Annotated in this window: 15 protein-coding genes; 9 read left to right on the top strand and 6 right to left on the bottom strand. The window is 71.3% G+C overall.

Translation table 11 applies throughout. The features are described 5' to 3' along the window. Positions 1-100: 100 nt before the first annotated feature. The gene (locus ACI8AD_RS23780; RefSeq protein WP_456873001.1) at positions 101-1,192 is read right to left on the bottom strand and encodes a DUF475 domain-containing protein; all 1,092 of its coding nucleotides are present in this window, start codon (positions 1,190-1,192) and stop codon (positions 101-103) included. Positions 1,193-1,420: 228 nt separating this feature from the next. Between ACI8AD_RS23780 and ACI8AD_RS23775 the strand changes: the two genes are divergently transcribed. Further along, on the top strand, positions 1,421-2,626 hold the full coding sequence (locus ACI8AD_RS23775) for a hypothetical protein (protein WP_456873000.1): 1,206 nt from the start codon (positions 1,421-1,423) through the stop codon (positions 2,624-2,626). On the opposite strand, the gene ACI8AD_RS23770 is transcribed toward ACI8AD_RS23775, so the two are convergent. After that, positions 2,619-4,310: an FAD-dependent oxidoreductase gene (locus ACI8AD_RS23770; RefSeq protein ID WP_456872999.1), complete on the bottom strand. Its 1,692-nt coding sequence runs from the start codon at positions 4,308-4,310 to the stop codon at positions 2,619-2,621. The genes ACI8AD_RS23775 and ACI8AD_RS23770 overlap by 8 nt on opposite strands. Before the next feature lie 125 nt (positions 4,311-4,435). Between ACI8AD_RS23770 and ACI8AD_RS23765 the strand changes: the two genes are divergently transcribed. Beyond that, complete coding sequence (locus tag ACI8AD_RS23765) at positions 4,436-4,954, top strand: HAD domain-containing protein (protein ID WP_456872998.1); 519 nt, start codon at positions 4,436-4,438, stop codon at positions 4,952-4,954. Between the two features lie 4 nt (positions 4,955-4,958). On the opposite strand, the gene ACI8AD_RS23760 is transcribed toward ACI8AD_RS23765, so the two are convergent. From ACI8AD_RS23760 to ACI8AD_RS23750, 3 genes are all read right to left on the bottom strand, one after another. Next, positions 4,959-6,311 (bottom strand): DUF4407 domain-containing protein, encoded by a 1,353-nt coding sequence (locus ACI8AD_RS23760; protein ID WP_456872997.1) that lies wholly within the window; start codon positions 6,309-6,311, stop codon positions 4,959-4,961. Next, complete coding sequence (locus ACI8AD_RS23755; protein WP_456872996.1) at positions 6,308-7,180, bottom strand: hypothetical protein; 873 nt, start codon at positions 7,178-7,180, stop codon at positions 6,308-6,310. The genes ACI8AD_RS23760 and ACI8AD_RS23755 overlap by 4 nt, the downstream gene beginning before the upstream one ends. 144 nt (positions 7,181-7,324) lie before the next feature. Then, positions 7,325-7,831 (bottom strand): HNH endonuclease, encoded by a 507-nt coding sequence (locus tag ACI8AD_RS23750; protein ID WP_456872995.1) that lies wholly within the window; start codon positions 7,829-7,831, stop codon positions 7,325-7,327. A 93-nt stretch (positions 7,832-7,924) separates the two neighbouring features. Here ACI8AD_RS23750 and ACI8AD_RS23745 point away from each other — a divergent pair, with 93 nt between their 5' ends. Continuing rightward, complete coding sequence (locus ACI8AD_RS23745) at positions 7,925-8,827, top strand: phosphorothioated DNA-binding restriction endonuclease (RefSeq protein WP_456872994.1); 903 nt, start codon at positions 7,925-7,927, stop codon at positions 8,825-8,827. Positions 8,828-8,843: 16 nt separating this feature from the next. On the opposite strand, the gene ACI8AD_RS23740 is transcribed toward ACI8AD_RS23745, so the two are convergent. Then, the gene (locus tag ACI8AD_RS23740; RefSeq protein ID WP_456872993.1) at positions 8,844-10,058 is read right to left on the bottom strand and encodes a thermonuclease family protein; all 1,215 of its coding nucleotides are present in this window, start codon (positions 10,056-10,058) and stop codon (positions 8,844-8,846) included. A 411-nt stretch (positions 10,059-10,469) separates the two neighbouring features. On the opposite strand from ACI8AD_RS23740, the gene ACI8AD_RS23735 reads away from it, so the two are divergent. From ACI8AD_RS23735 to ACI8AD_RS23710, 6 genes are all read left to right on the top strand, one after another. Then, on the top strand, positions 10,470-11,093 hold the full coding sequence (locus tag ACI8AD_RS23735; protein WP_456872992.1) for an HD domain-containing protein: 624 nt from the start codon (positions 10,470-10,472) through the stop codon (positions 11,091-11,093). 217 nt (positions 11,094-11,310) lie between these two features. Continuing rightward, positions 11,311-11,997 carry a GTPase domain-containing protein gene (locus tag ACI8AD_RS23730; RefSeq protein WP_456872991.1) on the top strand — a complete coding sequence of 229 codons (687 nt, stop codon included), beginning with the start codon at positions 11,311-11,313 and terminating at the stop codon, positions 11,995-11,997. Next, complete coding sequence (locus ACI8AD_RS23725) at positions 11,994-12,452, top strand: hypothetical protein (protein WP_456872990.1); 459 nt, start codon at positions 11,994-11,996, stop codon at positions 12,450-12,452. Before ACI8AD_RS23730 ends, ACI8AD_RS23725 begins: the two co-directional genes overlap by 4 nt. Positions 12,453-12,464: 12 nt before the next feature. Beyond that, on the top strand, positions 12,465-13,220 hold the full coding sequence (locus ACI8AD_RS23720; protein ID WP_456872989.1) for a hypothetical protein: 756 nt from the start codon (positions 12,465-12,467) through the stop codon (positions 13,218-13,220). Between the two features lie 367 nt (positions 13,221-13,587). Next, positions 13,588-14,793 carry a hypothetical protein gene (locus ACI8AD_RS23715; RefSeq protein ID WP_456872988.1) on the top strand — a complete coding sequence of 402 codons (1,206 nt, stop codon included), beginning with the start codon at positions 13,588-13,590 and terminating at the stop codon, positions 14,791-14,793. Positions 14,794-15,145: 352 nt separating this feature from the next. Next, on the top strand, positions 15,146-15,592 hold a 447-nt coding region (locus ACI8AD_RS23710; RefSeq protein WP_456872987.1), incomplete at its 3' end, for a nucleotide pyrophosphohydrolase.

Here is a 15,592-nt window from a genome sequence, read left to right as displayed (position 1 = left end):
CCCCCCCCCCCCCCCCCCCCCCCCCCCCCCCCCCCCCCCCCCCCCCCCCCCCCCCCCCCCCCCCCCCCCCCCCCCCCCCCCCCCCCCCCCGGGCAGGGCGTCAGACCGAGACGGTCTCCCGCTCGGGCTGCGGGTCCTCGTCGGGTGCCGCGGGGAGCCCGGCGTCCTCGCGCCGCTGGGCGACGACGCTGGCGACGACCGCCGCGACGATGAACAGCAGGCCGGTCAGCCCGGTGACGTACTCGCTGATGTGCCAGCGCAGCTCGAGGATCATGATCGCGGCCAGCACGCCGATCGCCCACATCGCGCCGTGCTCGAGGAAGCGGTACTGCTCCAGCGTGCCCTTGTCGACCATGTAGATGGTCAGCGACCGCACCCAGAAGGCACCGATCCCGAGCCCGAGGGCGATGATCAGGATGTCGCTGCTGATGGCGAACGCGCCGATCACGCCGTCGAAGCTGAACGACGCGTCGAGCACCTCCAGGTAGAGGAATGCCGCGGCACCCGCGCCGGCGACGGCCTTCGTGGCGGTGCCGGTGGCCGACGGCGTCGCCTCGCCGTCCTCGTCGTCGGACTCCATGAGCTCGTTGAGCCCGCCGATGAGCAGGTAGGTGAACAGCCCGGCCAGCCCGGAGAGCAGGACGGTGGAGTACTTGTCGTCGTCGGCGATCTGCGAGCCGGTGTAGATCACGGCGAGCGCGATGACGATGGCGAGGTAGGGCAGCTTGCCGGCCTTCGCGAGCGGCCGCTCCAGCCAGGCCAGCCAGTGGATCTCCCGCTCCTCGTCGAACGCGAAGTTCAGGAAGATCATCAGCAGGAAGATCCCGCCGAAGGTGTAGATCGCCTCGGCGGAGGCCTCGACGTTGCGCGCGTAGGCCTCCTGGTCGGTGAGCGCCAGGTCCCACACCTCGGGGATGGACAGCTGCGCGGTCACCGCGACCAGCACGATCGGCAGCAGCAGCCGCATGCCGAACACGGCGATGAAGATGCCGACGTAGAGGAACAGCTTGCGCCACAGCGGGCTCATGTTCCGCAGCACCTTGGCGTTGACCACGGCGTTGTCAAAGGACAGGCACACCTCGAGGACGCCGAGGACGGCGACGGCGAGGAGTGCGGCCGGCCCGCCGAAGAGCACGGCGGTGACGAGGGCGGCCGCCGTCAGGAAGACGGAGAAGCCGAAGTAGCGGATCACGGGGACCTCTCTGGGAGCGGGAGGACCGGGGTCGGCCGGTCCGGAACCGGCGGGCATGGTGCCGCACCGGGTCGGCGCTCACCACCGTCTGCGGCGCGGGAGCGGGAGCGGCGGGGCGGCTGGGTCTGCTGCGCACGGACCGGAGCCGCGAGGTGATCCACAAGGGCCTCGCAAGCGCGGCCGCGCACGGTGCACCCGTCGATCCCCGCACTTCAGGAGCTCCGCCCCATGCACCCGTCCCGGCTCCGCGCCGCCCTGCTCGGTTCCGCCGTCCTCCTGGCCGGCTGCTCGTCCGCCGTCGCCGGTCCGGCCGCGCCGCCCGACGCCGGACCGCTCACCGACGAGGTGGGGCGGGTGCAGGTCGACGCCCAGGTGGAGCGCGACGTGCGACTCACCGACATCGCCGCGACGCCCGACGGCGGCTTCGTCGCCCTGCTGACCGGTGACGTGGGCGCCCCACCCCGCAGCGTGCTCGTCGAGCTGGTCCCCGGGGACGACGGCCTGACCGTGGGCCGCACCGTCCAGGGCGCTCCGTTCGCCGACCTCGGCGAGGTGCACGTGGCGCCCGACGGCACGGTGGTGGCGCTGGCCCCCGTGCTGCCCGAGCGCGGCGACGCCGGCAGCGGTGACGGTGGCCGGGAGCAGGACCTCGCCCTGGCGGTGCTCGCGCCAGGCGCCGACCGGCCGGAGGTGGTGCGCGTCGCGGCCGACGCCGCCCTGGGCACACCCGACTCCGGCAGCGGCGTCCTCTCCCCCGACGGCGCGACGCTGCACGCGAGCCTGCAGTGGTACGTCCACGGGGACACGGTCAACCGGCTGGCGACGGTCGACGTCGCCACCGGGGAGGTCCGCTCGTCCGGGGAGCTGCCAGTGGAGACGCCGGGGCAGGCGGTGGTGCGGGACGTCGCGCTGCGCCCGGACGGCGGGCTGACGGCGCTGGTGAGCGTCGACCGCGACACCGAGGGCACCGTGGACGGCGTCGTGCTGGCCTCGTACGACGCGGACCTGCGGCCGGTCGGCGCGCCGGTGGAGCTGGTCGAGCAGCAGGACAGCACCGGCTACGCGCTGCAGGTGCTGTCCGACGGGGCCGTGCTCGTCTCGGTGCTCGCCGGCGACCGGGAGACCGGGACGGCGCAGCTGGTGACCGTGCGGGACGGCGCTGTCGCGGACTCGACCCCGCTGCCCGGCCCGGGGATCGACCTGGTGGTCGGGCCCGGCGAGGAGCACGCGTACCTGCAGCACGGCTCGCCTGAGGACGGGGTGACCCTGTCGACCGTGGACCTCGCCACCGGGCAGACGGTGGCAGAGGTGCCGCTGTGCGACGACGGGATCCCCGCGCCGGTCGCGCTGGCCGCCGACGGCAGCGCGCTGGCAGCCGGCGTCGCGTGCCTGGACGGGCGGGAGTACCAGGACCTGGCCGTCCTGATCAGCTGAGAGGCGCCGCCACCGCCGGAGACGGCCGGTCCCGCGCGAGCAGCTGGTGGACCTGCTGGATGGCGATCGAGCCCTCGCCGACGGCGGAGGCCACGCGCTTCACCGACCCGTGCCGCACGTCCCCGGCGGCGAGGACGCCCGGCATGCTGGTCTCCAGAGCGAGCGGACGGCGCCCGAAGGCCCGGACCGCGTCGTCGCTGAGGTCCCTGCCGGTCAGGACGAAGCCGTCGTCGTCCTGCTCGACCGTCGGCGGCAGCCACCCCGTGTGCGGATGGGCACCGATCATCAGGAAGAGGGCGGCGGCGCCGACCGTGCGCTCCGCACCGTCCCTCCGGTCGCGCAGCACCAGGCGCTCCAGCGCTCCGTCTCCCCCGCCGTCGACGACCTCGGTGCTGGTCCGGACGTCGATGTTCGGGGTCTCCTCGACCTGGCGGACCAGGTAGTGCGACATCCCGGCGGCGAGCGAGGCCGCACGCACCACGAGCGTCACGCACCGGGCGTAGCGGGCCAGGTGGACGGCGGCCTGTCCCGCGGAGTTCGCGCCACCGACGATGTAGACGTCCTTGCCCGCGACGCGCGGCGCCTCCGAAGCGGCGGCGCCGTAGTAGACCCCGGCCCCGCGCAGCGCCTCGAGGGGCTCGACGCCGAGCCGGCGATAGGCCGCACCTGTCGAGAGGACCACCGCGCGGGCGACCACGACCCCGCCGGTGTTCAGCCTGACGACGACGCCGTCGTGCTCCGCCTCCAGGTGGGTGGCGCGCTGCATGAACGCGAAGCGGGCACCGAAGACCCACGCCTGCTGGTAGGCCCGGCGGGCGAGGTCGGCGCCGCTGATGCCGCGCGGGAAGCCGAGGTAGTTGCGGATCGCCGAGCTCGAGGTGGCCTGCCCGCCGAGGCCGCCGGAGTCGACGAGCAGCGTGCGCAGCCCCTCGGAGGCGCCGTAGGTGGCCGCGGACAGGCCGGCGGGCCCGCCGCCGACGATCACGAGGTCGTACCGCGTGCGGTCGGGGGTGACCGCGGTGCCCGACTCCCGCGCGATGTCCACGTCGCTCGGGTCCTCGAGGATCCTCCCGTTGGGCATGACCATGAGCGGGAACCGCCGCGCACCCGCCCCCGCGAGCACGGCCCGCCCCTCGTCGGAGCCGGCCAGCAGGAACCGGTGGGGGATGGCGCAGCGCTCGAGGACCGCGCGCATCTCGTACGCCCGGCCCGACCAGGTCTCCCCGATGACGTCGATCGTGTACGGGGTCCGGCGCTGCGTGTCGGCCCACCGCAGCAGGAAGGTCGAGATCGCCTGGTGGAACTGCTCGTCCGGTGGCAGCGCGGGCCGGAGGGCGTAGTGGTCCATGCGGCCCGCGGAGATCGCCTCGAAGATGGCGTCGCCGGTGCGCGCGTCCCCGAGCCGGCCCCACCCGATGAGCAGGACGCGCTGGGCGTGCGGGAAGACGTTGCGCACCTGCGCCAGCAGGTCGGTCCCGGGTGCGCCCGCCAGCTGCTCGCCGGCGAGGACCAGGGCGACCTGCTCCCCGGCGGCCGCGAGCTCCTCCAGCGTGCCGAGCGCCTCGCGCGGCGAGTCCAGGCAGCAGACGCGGTAGTCGCTCTGGTACCGGTTGCGCAGCTCCCGCTCGACGTCGCGCAGCAGGGCGCGGTCGTCGTCGACCGCGACGATCAGCGGGGCGCTCACGTGGTGCTCCCACACATGCGCCGGAACGTAGGAGGGGCTGCCGGACGTCACCAGGCGCGAAGGTCCCTGGTCGCGCCGCAGACGTCACCGCTCGACCGCACGCCACCGCGGATGCAGGATCGGGCATGGGCCCGACCGGCGACCGTCCGATCCTGCTGCTGGACGTCGACGGCGTGCTCAACACGCCCCGCCGGGAGCTGCCCGAGGGCTGGCGGCGGGGCACGTTCAACGGGTTCGTGCTGTCGTGGGACCCGACGGTGACGGCGCGGCTGCGGGAGCTGCACGAGTCGGGCCGGGTGGAGATCCAGTGGCTGACCACCTGGACCACCGACGCCGACCGGCTGCTGGCCGAGCCGATGGGCCTGCCGCGGGGGTTGCGCACCCACGCCCGCGCCGACGCCGCGCCGACCGGGTTCCTCGGGGTGTTCGGCGGGACGTCGGGCTGGTGGAAGCTGGCCGTCGCCCGCGAGGTGGCCCTGTCGGAGCCCGATCGGCGGATCGTGTGGATCGACGACGACCTCGCCGCGCAGGCCGACGACACCGGCGACTGGCTGGCCGCGAACCCGCACGTTCTGGTGGTCGCCCCGGACCTCTACGTCGGCCTCACCCACGAGCAGCTGGACGAGATCGAGGCGTGGCTGTGACCGCCTACAGGGGCTGCTTCTCGAGGCGCGGCCGTGGGTGCGGGACGGCCTGCATCAGCTGCTCGTCCCGCCAGCGCTCGACGCCCTCGCGGGTCACGTCGAGCTGCGCCTCCAGCACCATGCCGGTGGCCCTCGACTCGGCCTCCAGCGTGCGCGCCGCTCTCGCCTCGGCGGCCGCCAGCGCTGACCTGGCCAGCACCTCGGCCTCCTCGTACTCGGTCTGCATCCGCAGCCGGACCCGCTCCTCGACCTTCTCGTCGCCGAGCGCCAGGAGCCGCTCGTACAGGGACGGCGGGGCGAGGGCGAGCATCGTCTTGAACAGGATCGGCATGCACTCGAGTGCCGTCAGGAAGGCGAACAGCAGCCAGTGCGCCGTGGCCAGCGTCGGGTCCTTCTCACCGAGGCGTCCGAGTGCCGTCAGTCGGGCGAGGATGCCGTCGCTGTTGCCGATCGCTTCGTCGTGCGCGGTGATCTCGGCGGTACGACGCTCCTCGGTGCCCGCGACGAGAGCCTCCAGCCGGGCGAGCTCGGTCTCCTGGTCGACGGAGTTCTGCGCCTCCTCGGCAAGGAGTTGTCCGTACGTCTCCGCCTTGAGGACCTCGAGCTCCTGGGCGAGCTGGTCCCGCTCGGCACGGAGCCGGTCTCGGTCGGCGCGCCGGGCGTCGGTGGCCGGGCCGAAGCCGCGCTGACCGGTGCCACCAGTGCCGTCGATCTCCTGGTTGAAGGCCTGCTCCGCGGCGTTGTACCGCGCATCGACGTCGTCGAGGCGAGCCTGGAGGTCCATGACTGCAGGGTCCTCGTCGACATCGGCCTGCGTGACGCCGTCCGACAGGTCCGCCTTCAGCGCGGCGATCTGTTGCCGTAGCTCCGGCAGTTCGGCGTAGCGGCTGTCCTCGGCCAGCTGCCGCGTGAAGGCGTCCTCCTCCTCGGCGGCCATCACCTTCACCTCGGTCCCGATCTCGGCACTGAACACGGCGAGCGTGAGCGGCGTCGAGACGACCGCGCCGATGAGGACGGCGAGCAGCACGCGCGGCAGAGCCATGGCGAGGGTGCCGGCCTTGCTCGTCAGCCGCGGCGTGGAGACCACGAGCCAGCGGTCGAGGTTGAGGATGACCAGGCCCCACACCGCGCCGCCGACTACGGCCACGGGGAGCCACAGGTGCAGGGCCAGGTGGAGGGCGTAGCTGGCCGACACGGCGGCGAGGCCGGCGGTGGAGAGCAGCACGGCGCCCATCGCGATCTGCTTGCCGCGCTCCTTCGGTGCCTCGCGCAGCACGTCGCGGTTGGCGCCGGCGACCGTCAGCAGGTGCTCGGCGATGGCAGCTCGACTGAACCGGCCGGTCGTCCCGGTGCTCACTGTGCGTCCTTCCTCCCCGCGCGGCGCAGGCTGTCGACGAGCGATCCGGGCACGCCGACGAAGCGCGGCGTCACCTCGACCTGCGGGCGGAGGGCGTCCTGGGTGGCCCAGAAGGCGTCGAGCCGCTGGGTGAGGGGCGAGGGCGTGCCGACGGTGGCGGCGACGTCGGCGTGCAGTGACACCGGGGGCGGTGCGGTGACGGTCGGCAGGTCCAGCTGAGGGGCCTCCACCGCCGCGACGACGGGGGTGGCCGCGGGGGTCGTCGTCCAGCGGTTGCGGCCGGTGACCTCGACGCGCCGGCTGGCGTCGATGCGGACCAGCGCCTCTCCGCACGGCGGATGGCCGCCGTGGCCGTCGACGAGGACGTCGCGCGCGTGCTCGAAGCACCAGCTGACGAGGACGCTCGAGCCCGGCCGGACGATCGTGTGGCTGACCGAGAGAGCCCGCAGCACGGGTACCTGGCCCTCCGGCTCCGCACCGGCGGGGACGCCGTGCCGACAGGCCACGACCTGCGGTTCGCCGCCGTCGGCCTGGCGGCCCTGGGCGGCCTCCTCGCGCCAGTCGCGGATCCAGCGGTCGGTCCACGGCAGGGAGGACGCCGGCCGCTCGGGTCCGGCGTGCTTGCGCACGGGGCCGCCGGGGTCGCCGAGCCAGCGCCAGCCCTTGGCGCGCAGCCAGGCGAGGAGCAGCAGGAGGAAGAAGGACCAGAGGAACGCCTCGGCGAGGTCCTTGAGGAAGCCGGCGACACGCTCGGCTTCCAAGTGGCCGCCCCACTCGCTGTTGTTGGTGAGGGCGACGAACGCGGCCAGCAGCATGACGACGGCCCAGCCGACGACGAGCGGATCGCGGCGCAGCGGTTCCCGGAACATCTCTCCCCTGCCACGGACGCGCCGCACTCGGTACCGACACCAAACGGAACTCGATCAGCTCGAAGTCCTCGGTGTTGGTACCGGGCAGGGCCGACGAAAGGCAGTCCCGTGTCGCTCGTTCGGGTCAGAGCAGGCGGCCGGCGCTCACTGCAGTGTGTGCGGACCCACAGCCGGAGGCCAGTGACGGAGGACGGCGGTCGACACGCCGGCCGGGAAGTAGGCCTCCCGGCGCCGGGCGAGCCGCTCGAGCTCCCAGTCCCACGGCACGCGCGCCGCCTTGCGCGTGTTGTGCCGCGGACAGAGGGCCTGCCCGTTGGCGACGCTGGTCGACCCGCCCCGGCTGTGCGGGTGCACGTGATCGGCCTGCAGGTCCTCCGTTGCCCGGCACCGACCGCCGAGCCAGGAGTGGTGCTCGCAGCGGTGACCCGCACGCCGGAGGATCAGTCGCTTGTCGGCGCGCAGGAAGCACCGCTGCGGGTCGCGGCGGCTCCGCCCGTGGAGGAGGCCGGGGAGCCTCCGAACGACGGCGTGCACGAGCAGCAGGCCCACCAGCGCACCGAGCCACGGCTCCGCCGCGAGGTGGCTTAGCAGGCCGCCGACCACCTCAGTCGATCCGACCGGCATGGACGTCTGAGCGAGGAGCGCGGTCATCCCCTCGACGTCGGGGATCCGCCGAGCAGCCTTGAGCGACTCGCCAGCAGTTCACCCGGGTGTGTGGACGCCGGTCGGCGATAGTCAGCAGCCATGGCAGCTCTCGACGTCCACGACCGGGAGACCCTCGACCGGCTGGCCACGCTGCGCCAGCACCAGCAGGACGGCCGCCGCTCCCCGCACAAGCCACTGCTGGTCCTCCTGGCGCTGAGCCGGCTCGTGACAACCGGGTCGAGCGAGCTGCCGTGGGACGTCGCCGAGCGGGAGCTCGCGGACCTCATCGAGGAGTTCGGCCCGCCGTCGAGGACCGGGAAGGCGCAGAGTGCTGCCTACCCCTTCACCCGCCTGCGGTCCGACGGTGTCTGGACCCTCGACCGCGACGTCCCCATGGACAACGTGAGCCCCCTGCGCGCAGGGGTGACCGGGCGGCTCGAGTCGTCGCTGGAAGCAGCGCTGCGGTTGCGTCCGGGACTGGTCGATGAGGCCGCCCGCGGTGTGGTCGAGGCTCACTTCCCGGCCACCGTCGCCCCCGACGTGCTGGTCGCCGTCGGGCTGGACCCGGAGTTGCTGCGCAGCGGCACGATCGCGCCCGCGACCGGCCGGCGCCGGAGCGGTTCCTGGCCGGCGCAGGTGCTGGAGGCGTGGGACCGGCAGTGCGCCTTCTGCGGCTTCGACGGTCAGGTCGGTGGCGTGCCGGTCGGCCTGGAGGCGGCGCACATCCGGTGGTTCACCGTCGACGGGCCGGACGAGCTGGACAACGGCCTGGCGCTCTGCTCGCTGCACCACAAGCTGTTCGACCGCGGGGTCCTCGGTCTCGACGACGACCTGACGCTCGTGGTGTCCCAGCGGTTCTCGGCCCGCACTCCGCACGGCCGAGCCGTCTACGACCTCCACGGCCGTCGGCTCCGACCTCGTCCGGGGACGCCAACCCCCGCTGGCCGCCACGTCACCTGGCACCGCGGGCAGGTGTTCCATGGGCTGCCGCTGGCCATGTGATGGCACCCCGCGGATGTCAGCCGATGGGTAGACGGGTCACGCAGTCGATCTTGGTGTAACGCCGGCCCTGGTCGTCGATCGACGTCCCGTTCGGCCCGTAGGCCCGGCATCCGGTGTAGCCGTCCGACCCACCTGTCGGAGCCGGAGCGGGCGCGGGTGCCGGTTCAGGAGCGGGCGCAGGAGCAGGTGCGGGCGCAGGATCCGGTGCGGGCGCCGGAGTACCGCCGCCTGACCCCGAGCCGGACGGCGGCGTGGTCGACCTCGAGCCCCCTGAGCTACTACCCGACGACGGGGGACGGGAGGACGAGGTCGACCCCTGCTGGGCGGCTGCCTCCTCAGCTGCCCGTCGAGCTGCCTCCTCGGCCGCCACCCGAGCCGCCTCCTCGGCAGCACGGCGGGCCTCTTCCGCAGCACGCGCCTCGGCTTCCACCCGTGCCTCTGCCTCCGCGAGGGTTGCGTCGTTGGCGGCCCGTGCGGACGTGAGCTTCGCCTGGGCGGTCACAGTCCTCGCCCGCAGCCCGGCCAGCCCATCGGCATCGAACGGCAGCAGAGGAAAGGCCGCGGGGTCGGCGTCGAGGACATCGATGAGGGCGGCGGCGGCGAGCAGGGACTCCTCGATGACCTCCCCCGCCGCAGCGATGTCGGCAGGTGAGGCAGTCGACGACATGGGCGCCGGCGCTACCGCCTGCTCGAGAGCTGCCACCTGAGCCGGCAGCGTGCACTCGATGTCCTCGGCGTAGAGCCCCCGCCCGTCCTGCTGGGCCTCCGCATGAGCGGCGCGGACCGTGTCGAGAAAGCGGACGTTCTCCCCGACCGCGATGGGAACCGCCAATCCCTCTCGCGCGATGTCGGCGTTGATGAGCCTCTCGCCGAGGAAGACGCCGGCCAACTCGCGGCCGTATCCATCCAGTCGCTCGACGTCGTACTCGAGCCGCACGGACGTCCCCGGCGGGAGCCACCCCTCGAGGTACTCGGCGGCCTCCGGCCCCAGACACTGGACCGGCTGGTCGGGGTCGACCGACTCAGGTGTGTCGATGTTGAGCAATCGCACTCGGTGCTGGGCTCCGTCGTGGAGGACGTCGATGGTGTCTCCGTCCACGACGTCGACGACCGTCGCCTGGACGGAGTCGTTCGATGCGACCACCGCGGCGACGGTGCCCACCGCTACCGCCCCCACCACCACCGGGACGATGACCTTGGGCGTCGCCAGGGCGTGCAGGAGCGTCGGCACAGGTCCTCCGGGAAGTGATCGAGAGCCGCGACAGCCTAGGGAGCAACCGACTTTGAGCGGACCGCGCCGGCCCACGGCCGCCCTCATCGAGTGACTGTTGACTCGGATGTGTGTGGCGCCCCGGCGGATCACGGCCTCCCGGGTGCTGTCGGAAGTTCACCGACCCGGTCGCCGACCGGGAGACATCGGGAATGGCGCCGCTGCGACGAGAGAACCGCGACCGCCCTCACATGCGACGGATGCGGCCGAGATGAGGTTCGTGTGGTGATGGCCGCCGATCCCCCACGTGTGAGACCGAGGGCGACGATTCCTGCCGGCCGAGCCGCCACACGACCGGGTGACCCAGGGAGGACAAAGCGGTCACTGACGGTTGTACGTGGTGGTGGTTGCAGAGATGAGAGGACGGGACGGATGACGACGCTCGAGGACCGCAAGACGATGGGCAGCGGCCCGCTGTCGACCCGCTACGACGAGGCGCTGGCGTACGCGTCGGAGCACCACCGCACGCAGCTGCGCAAGGGCTCGCAGGTGCCCTACCTGACGCACCTGATGAGCGTCAGCGCGCTCGTGCTCGAGCACGGCGGCAGCGAGGACCAGGCGATCGCCGGGCTGCTGCACGACGCCGTCGAGGACGCGCCGAAGGGCACCGGCGGCGCCGTCCTCGCCGACATCCGAGAGCGGTTCGGCGACGACGTCGCGGACATCGTGCGGGCGTGCTCGGACGGGCTGGACGCCGACGGCAACCGCAGCGGGACGTGGGCCGAGCGCAAGCTCGCCTACATCGAGGCCCTACCCGGCAAGCCGGCCGAGGCGCTCGTGGTCACCGCGGCCGACAAGACGCACAACGGGCTCTGCATCGCCGCCGACGTCCGCCGGTACGGGCCGGGCTTCTGGAAGACGTTCAACGCCTCGCGCGACGAGCTGCTCTGGTACTACACGAGCGTCGAGCGAGCGGTCGCCGCGCGGCTACCCAGGCATACCATGACCGCAGCGCTCAAGCGGGCGGTAGACGAGCTACTGAACGCCGGCCGATGAGAAATGCGGCCGACGAGAAATCCAAACGCTGGCCGGACTTGAATCGTAGGTTGAGGAGATTCGGCGCGTCCTCGTCCCTCGCGGGCTGATCACTCGGAGGAGCTCCACGGGGGTCGCTTGACGCACCCGGCGCCTCAGAACTACCAGGATGCTCTCGTGTCGCACGAAGTTGCGGCACGTCCAAAATGAGCACCGCTTGCGACCTTAACCTCCGACGGTGCCTGTTCCCCTCCTCGCGGTCGCTGCGCTCGTCGCCTTCGGCGTCCTCGGCGCCACCGCAGCAGCCGTCGCCCTGTGGCCTGGAGCCAGCAAGAAGTCGTTCCTGATCATGGGGCCACGCCTCAGCGGCAAGACCACACTCTCGGAGTTTCTGGCTCACGGAGTGGTGCCGAAGGAGTACGTAGCCACGGGCGGGACCCGGAGGGTCGAGCCGACCACGAGGGTCCACTTCGGTGATCTGAAGCTCAAGATCGCAATCGACAAGCTCTGGGATCCGGGCGGTGAGGCTGACGCCATCCGCGCGTGGCACGACAAGGCCAAGGTCGCCGATGTCCTCGTTTACCTGATCAATTACGCAGAAGCGGCGGATGAGGCATACGTAACTCGGGTCCGTCGAGACACCCGGCAGCTGCGCGATTGGCGGCGCCAAGACGAGCTGAAGGAAGGGTGCCGCACCGTTCTCGTGGTGACTCACATGGACCAGCACGAGCTGTTCCGTGCACAGGAGGGACCAACGCGAGCGGGCGACGGAGAAGACGCCGCGCGCACGGCTCCGGCAGTTCGGGCCGCGGTCGAGGAGATGGGCCCTACCTGCACACTGACTGCCGGCTCCCTGGCCGACGAGCTCGGATGTGCGGACATCGCCTCTCGCCTCCTAACTGCCCTGGAAGCTGGGCCCTCATGACAAGCCTCGAGGGAGCCTGGGTCCAGGCGTCCGACGAAGGCGCCGCTCTCTTCCTTCTCAACGGCAGCACCCTCGCCGTCGACGAGGATGCCGAGCGCCAAGAACTGGTCCGGAGGGTGTCATCCGTCACGGCGGACGGGCGCCGAGTCACCTGGTCCGACGGCACGTCCGTGTGCGTGCTCGTTGGACCCGACGGCACCTACGACGTCGTCCTGGAAGCACCCCGAGCGGATTACGAGGACTCGAGCGGCCGGCGAGTACTGGCCACATTGCTGCTCGGCTCGGTATCGGCTGCGGAGGCCGAAGACCGGCTCACAGTCCTCCGCCAGAGAGTCGCCGAGCACGGCGTCGCGCTCATCGCACCACCCCCGGACATCGGCATGCGCCTGCAAGGTCTTGTCGCCGCAGGACGGCGAGGATGCCTTTTCGCTTCACGAATCTCGGCGCCTCAGTAGAAGGATCTAGAGATGCTCACGCCACGAGATAGCGCGCGACGGCTGGTCGTCGTCCTGACCCAGGCGGGGCTGGACCGCTGCAGCTATGACGACGACGGCGCCGACCTCCTGCGCACCCCCGGCGTGTGGCTGGTACCGGACGCGGCCGCGCAGGAACAGCCGGACGACCCGCTGATCGCAAAGCTGGACAGGGCGGGCCTAATGCTTCCCGGCAACATTTTGGTCCAGATGCCCTACGACCCGGACGACTACGAGACCGCCGACGAGGCCCACCAACGCGCGGCGGAGCGGAAACACCTGATCTTCACGGAACTCTGCCAGCTGCTGGGCGCGACACGCGTCCACCTGAAAGTCCTCGAGACGCAGAGCGATAAGGGCGAGGCCCGTGTCGATCTCACCGGAAGCCGTCCTGCGGTGACAGGCAAGGGCCACGTCGAGAGGAGGACTGTGGAAGCACTGGCCGCGACGATGACCTTGGACGACCGGTACGTCGGTGGCCCGGCAGACATTGAGAAGGCCAGAGCGCTCCTCGAGGCGACCCGACTCACCTCGGATCCCCTCATGGGGCAACTTGTACGCGCGCGGTCAACTGGCAACAAGCTCCGGTCCCGCAAGTACACGGTCGACCTGTCCCGCGAGTCCTCTCGACACGTGAAGGCTGCGGCGCAACTCAAGGTGCCGGGTTTCCTGTCCGTTGACGCGAGTTCCCTGAAGCACACCACGCACGCGCTGAAGCACCACGCCACCTACGAGGTGTCGTTCGAGTAGGCGCCGGACCCGTCCTTCCACGCGTTAGTAAGCCACGCGCGAGGAGGCCGTTAGAGAAGCGCGCTGCTACCAGGTGCTGACTGAAGATGTGGGCGGACGAAAATCAAGAACGGGCATGGCCTTCCATTCACGGCTCCGCTGGCTGGGCTTCCCTGACAACGGCGCATACGGTTCATGCGGTCCAACCGCGCAAGGTGGCGGGATCGCTCCTTTGAGTACGGGGGAACAACGACCCATGCACCGAGTTCTTCTCCAACCACGCGGAACGGTGGGGGTTAAAGGACCCGAGAATTTCGAGCACTCCGTTCGTCGCGGCCTGACTACCGCTGAGTGCGCTCCGTATCTGGACCGACCCGACCTGGACGCGGTGCAAGCCGCCGCGGTAGCCGACGGACGCGTCCGCCTGTGGGGGTCCACCCCCACGGCTCAGGCAAGAAACGAGAAGGCCGTCGCTCTCGAGGAGCGAAGAGTCGGTGACTGGGTCTTCTTCTACGCGGAGAAGGCGTTCATCGCCCGGGCCCGCATCGCGCACCTGCTCCGCAATCGCCGACTGGCGGAGGCGGTCTGGGGGCAGGACGAGGACGCCGCGACCTGGGAGCACGTCATGGTGCTCCGTGACGTTGAGTACGCCCATATCCCCAGCGACGCGCTGCTCGAGCCCATCGGGCGCAATCCCGTCGTCCGCGGGCTCGCGCTCCTCTCAGCGTCCGACAGTGCTGCCGTGCTCGGTCGCTGGTCCGGTGCTGCCACCACGCCGCCACAGCTGCAAGCCACAGCAGTCGACCCGGTCGACGGATATGCGCCGGCGCCCAATGCACTCGATGTGCTGCGACCGCTAGTGGGACTTCCGTTGCCCACGACCACTGGTGGCACCGACAAGATCGTCGGCCTAAACGCGGACGGGCCTGTGGTGACCGGAACGGGAGCACCGAAGGGCCGGCACATCCCGATCCGGCAGGTCCAGGCCGGACTCGATTTACTGTTCCAGCGCGGCCGGGTGCGCATCCACGTCAACGACCTCGGTTTGCACAGCGGCTTTGTCGGGGCGGTACTGGCCACCCTGCCGGACACGTCGGTCTCGCGAACGCCGGCCCGGGTGATCCTGGAATCCGACGGCGAGCCGATGAGCCAAGACCCGTTCTTCGCCACGCTTGACGGCTCGACGACCGTTAAGTTCCGAAAGGAGCAGACTGCCCTCAGGCGAGTGCTCGTCGGCGACCGAGAGACAGCCGAATGTGCGCTTTGCGGCGGCACGTTCCGGGTGGAGTTCCTGGTGGCCGCGCACATCAAGCGCCGCTCCCTCTGCAGCGACACCGAGAAGGCGGACCTCCCCAACGTCGCCATGCTGGCCTGTCTGTTCGGCTGCGATGCGCTCTACGAGGCTGGCTACCTGAGCGTGGATGAAGCGGGAACCGTCGTCGCGGCTAGCTTCGCCGGGCTTCCGGACGCCATGGCGCACCGGCTCGAGGCGCTGCGCGGCAACCAGTGCTCGGCTCACACGAGGCACTCGGCCGACTACTTCGACTGGCACCGGACAAACATTTTCCGCAGGTCTGCCGTCCTCCGCGCGTGACGTCCCTGCGCCACCCCGCTCGGCAGCGGGGCGGCGCAGGCGATGAGCCCGGGCGAGCGGCTCAGCGGTTCACCAGTTCGGCGAGCTCGGCGCGGGTGGCGTCGTCGACCGCGTAGCTCGTGGTGCTCGAAGTACACCGACGACGCAGAGCCACGCAGTCGACGTCGCACGTCCACGTCCCCCTCGGCGAGTACGCATCCGTGCTGAATCGCCGCTCCGTCGACCACGGAAGGACGTCCGCGTGCATACGACCCGGCTCCCCTCGATGTGCTGCAACGGCGGCCGTGCGCCTCCTTGCTCCGCTCGTGCTTCCATCTGTAGGAAGCACGCCTGGTGACCGCGGACAAGAAGCGTGATCGCTCTGCAGGACCGGCTCCGGGAGTTCGCTGAGGTGAGGCAGTGGGGGCGGTTCCACACACTGAAGAACCTGGCCATGGCCCTGGCCGGGGAGGTGGGTGAGGTGATCACCGAACTGCAATGGCTCACCGAGGAGAAGTCGTCGGCGTTGATCGATGAGGGCGACCGACGCGATCGTGTGATGGACGAGGTGGCCGACGTCGCGTTCTACCTGCTGCGGTCTGCGACGTGCTGGCCATCGACCTGCTCGAGACGGTCGCTCGTCGCATCGGGCAGAACGAGCTACGCCTGCCGATGGACCGGGTCTCCGGCCGCGCCGTCCGATCGCGCGCGACCTGCGGGGTCGCCCTACTCCGAGCTGGCCGGGCGTGTACCCGACGTTGTGGACAGGCGGGCTCGGTCCACAGCGTGCGTGCGACCAGCCCGAGTAGGGAGTTCCCCC

The organism is Geodermatophilus sp. SYSU D00766 (assembly GCF_054049915.1).
This window is presented reverse-complemented; position numbering and strand designations above follow the sequence as displayed.